Here is a 3,541-nt window from a genome sequence, read left to right as displayed (position 1 = left end):
ACGTGTTCCGATCTCGGCGCTGACCGACCAGAACGTACGCATCGCCTACCGGTCGTTGCGGGAGAGCTCGGCCGCAGCGACCTGCCAGCGCCGCGTCGGCACCCTGAGGCTGTTCACCCAGTGGCTGCAGCTCGAGGGTCACCTGCTGATCGATCCCACGCTGCGCATCGAGGCACCCGAACGACCCAGCCGCCTGCCGGCCGGGTGGAGCGTCGACGAGCTGCGCCGCCTGGCGCGGGTCGCCTCGACGCCACGCGAAGGCACCGACCGCCGCCGCTGGACGGCCCGCGATCGAGCGATCTTCGCGGTGCTGGTCACCACCGGCGTACGTGCCGCGGAGCTGTGCGGCCTCTCGGTCGGTTCCGTCAGGCGCGAACCCGACGGAGAGACGCTTGTGCAGGTCATCGGCAAGGGTGACAAGCAGCGCAACCTGCCGCTGCCGCCCGAAGCGGTCACCGCCGTGGATGCCTATCTGGCCGAACGCGAGGCTCGTTTCGGGACTCCGGACACCGCCGATGTACTCTTTCTGCTCACCTCGGCCAAACCGCTGCGGCCCGGCGCCCTCAACCACCTGGTCGAGACCTGGATCCGCCTCGCCGCGGTCCCGAAGCAGCCTGGCGAGGCCGCCCATGCGTTCCGGCACAGCGCAGCCAAAGGACTGATCCGTTCCGGCGTACCGGTGCCTGCGGTTCAGGGCCTGCTCGGCCACGAAGACCTCAAGACCACCGGGATCTACGTCAAGGCGACCGCCGCCGACACCCGCGACGCCGTCCTGCTCTCACCGGCGCGCGAGGTGCTGCGCGAGACCGCTGAACCACCCGTCTGATCAGCAGGTATGGCATCGTCCGACAAGTGCCGATAATGTACATTATGTCAATCCAGCTCCATCGCGTCCACATGTGTCAGCCAAGCGTTCCTGCGCCACTACCCCAACAATCCGGAGGATGAGACCAATCCGCGAGCGCAGACCCTGCGAATCACCCTTGTCAAGGAATCTCGCCAGGAGCAGGTAGTGACGATGTGGGACACAGCTGAGAGCAACCCCACGCATCTCTCGCACGACATGGCTTGTCAGCGCTGCGGACACGCCACCCATCTCTTCCTGGCGTGCTCGGAAACCTGTGACTGCGACCCTGTGCGGCTGCCCGGAGCGGCAACCTCCTCGGAGGCCTACGGATCCGACCTCAGCGCCTGACCCAGTGTGCTCCGATCAGATACGCAGGCTGTCCAGCATTGCAGGGGCCGAGCTGCCCACACAGGCGAACCACTCCCCCTCGAGAACTGTTCAGAGCGGACGGTCCTCGCCACGACGCAGGGCGAGGATCGTTCGTACGTCGGCGGCAGTCGCAACAGCCATGGCTGCCGCTGCGACCTTGGGACCGATGTTGCCCTCGCTGCGTGCGAGCCTCACGCAGTAGACCGCGATCGCGATGTTGAGCCCAGCACGAGCTGCCATCCACGGCAGCCTGCGGCGACCCGCCAGCAACCCGGGCACGAGCGCCAGGTCAGCGGCACCGATCACCCGCAGTGCCACAGGATGGTCACCGAACTTCAGTGCCCGGGCCACCCGATCCGGTCCGAGGAGGATCGCGGCCCCGATCGGCAGAGTGACCATTCCGACGCCGGCGGCCGAGCGCCGCGCACTCTCAGAGTCCATGAAGTCATCTTGTCCGACGGCTGGTCGTCCGGCCGATAGCATCGAACCGTGGCGGACCAGGTAGAGACGCCTCTGCAGTTCCGGTCTTGGAGTGAGCAAGGTCGTGCACATCCTCGATCCGGGCCGATCGACTCTTGCCGCCTGACACACCTCAAGCGTAGGCAAGAGATGGGGAGCGCAGAAGAATCTCGACAAGCCTGTCGTATCCGCGATTGGCTGTTCGTGGAGTGGATGAGATCGACCCTACGAGAGGAATCTTCAGTGGCAACCATCGCAGTGCACGAGTTCGTCAGCCTCGACGGTGTGTTCGAGTCACCGGGCTGGACCTTCGACTACGGCTTCGACCCACAGATGGGCGAGACGCTCGGCGCGATCACCGGCCAGGCGAACGCCATTCTGCTGGGGCGGAACACCTACGAGATGTTCGCCCCCGCATGGCGCGACCGGACGGTCGAGGAGGACCCGGGCGCACCCTTCTTCAACGAGACCGAGAAGGTCGTCGTCGGGTCCCAGCCTCTTGTCGAGGAGTGGGCCAACACGGCCCTTCTCGGAAGCTACGACGCCGACGCGATCCGCAAGCTCAAGGACGAGCGTGACGGCCTCATCTACGTCTCCGGCAGCGGTCAGCTGGTCCGGGGTCTGCTCTCCGATGGGCTGGTCGACGACCTGCACCTGTTCGTCTACCCGGTCGCGCTGGGAGCGGGCGAGAAGCTCTTCCGCGAGGGCACCGAGCACCGACTCGCGCTCAAGGGACAGGACGTCTACGCCAACGGCGTGGTGCACCTCTGCTACGGCCCCGCAGAGGCCTCCAGTGGCATCTGACCTGATCGACCTGAGCGAGGCACAGCAGCTGCGGGTGGTCTCGGAGACCGCCGCCGAGCTGGCCGTGGAGTCGACCTGGCAGGGCCCCGGTTCCCCACCGCCCACGCACTGGCACCCTGCGCAGCGCGAGGAGTTCGACGTGCTGGACGGTGAACTCACCGTGCGCCTCGGCGGCGTGGAGACCGTGTACGCCGCCGGGTCGTCGTTCGCCGTGCCGCCCCGGACCACGCACGCCATGTGGAACGCCGGGAACGTGCCCTGCCGAGCCCGGTGGCGGATCACCCCGCCCATGCGGACCCTCGAGATGTTCCGCAGTATGGGCTCGGTGTCCCTGCCCGGCAAGATCGTCGGGCTGTGGAAGTTCCGCCGGGAGTTCCGACTCGGCAAGCCCCGTCGGTGACGCCGGCCCGACGTTACCTGCGCGCTGTGGTGATGTAGAGAACGCTCCGACGGCTCCGTTCCCTGGAGTGAGAGCGATCATCCGAGGTCGCCACAGCCATAGGAGAAGCGAGATGTCGAACACCATGCAGCCCGACGAGATCAACGAGGTCCTCAGCCGTCCGCTGAGCCAAGAGCTTCTGGCGCGTGACCTGACCCGTCTGGCGTACGTCGCCAAGGACGGGACACCGAGGAATGTTCCGATCGGGTTCGCCTGGAACGGCACCCACGTCGTCATGTGCACCACGCCGAACTCCCCCAAGCTCATCTCGTTGCGGCACAACCCGGCGGTCGCGATGACCATCGACACCGAGGTGCACCCGCCCAAGATGCTGCTGATCCGGGGCAGCGTCGAGCTCGATCTCGTCGAGGGAATTCCTGAGGAGTACCTCGAGATGAACGGGACCTATGAGATGACGGCCGAGCAGCGGGTGGCGTGGGAGGCGGAGGTGCGCTCGCTCTACGACAGCATGGTCCGCATCGTCGTCACCCCGACGTGGGCGAAGCTGATCGACTTCGAGACGAACCTCCCGACTCAGGTCGAGGAGCTCATCCAACAGCGCGCCGAGCGCGACCAGCCACGAAGCTGAACGTCGGCCTCGGGAGTGCGCGGCGCTGACCGGC

At 66.6% G+C, this 3,541-nt stretch carries 5 protein-coding genes; 4 read left to right on the top strand and 1 reads right to left on the bottom strand.

The features are described from left to right. On the top strand, positions 1-826 hold an 826-nt coding region (locus tag ACRDPS_RS25670; RefSeq protein WP_431504502.1), incomplete at its 5' end, for a tyrosine-type recombinase/integrase. Between the two features lie 459 nt (positions 827-1,285). Here ACRDPS_RS25670 and ACRDPS_RS25665 read toward each other — a convergent pair. Continuing rightward, positions 1,286-1,657: a hypothetical protein gene (locus tag ACRDPS_RS25665; RefSeq protein ID WP_431504501.1), complete on the bottom strand. Its 372-nt coding sequence runs from the start codon at positions 1,655-1,657 to the stop codon at positions 1,286-1,288. Positions 1,658-1,918: 261 nt separating this feature from the next. On the opposite strand from ACRDPS_RS25665, the gene ACRDPS_RS25660 reads away from it, so the two are divergent. The 3 genes from ACRDPS_RS25660 to ACRDPS_RS25650 all read left to right on the top strand — a co-directional run bounded on the left by ACRDPS_RS25660 (position 1,919) and on the right by ACRDPS_RS25650 (position 3,507). After that, positions 1,919-2,479 (top strand): dihydrofolate reductase family protein, encoded by a 561-nt coding sequence (locus ACRDPS_RS25660; protein ID WP_431504500.1) that lies wholly within the window; start codon positions 1,919-1,921, stop codon positions 2,477-2,479. Continuing rightward, positions 2,469-2,879 (top strand): cupin domain-containing protein, encoded by a 411-nt coding sequence (locus ACRDPS_RS25655; protein WP_431504499.1) that lies wholly within the window; start codon positions 2,469-2,471, stop codon positions 2,877-2,879. The genes ACRDPS_RS25660 and ACRDPS_RS25655 overlap by 11 nt, the downstream gene beginning before the upstream one ends. A 112-nt stretch (positions 2,880-2,991) precedes the next feature. Further along, positions 2,992-3,507, top strand: a complete 516-nt coding sequence (locus ACRDPS_RS25650; RefSeq protein ID WP_431504498.1) for a pyridoxamine 5'-phosphate oxidase family protein — start codon at positions 2,992-2,994, stop codon at positions 3,505-3,507. The last annotated feature ends 34 nt before the right edge of the window (positions 3,508-3,541 follow it).

Source organism: Nocardioides sp., from assembly GCF_050699375.1.
Taxonomy (GTDB): domain Bacteria; phylum Actinomycetota; class Actinomycetes; order Propionibacteriales; family Nocardioidaceae; genus Nocardioides.
Note: the sequence above shows the minus strand (reverse complement) of the source record. Positions and strands in the feature narration are given on the sequence as shown.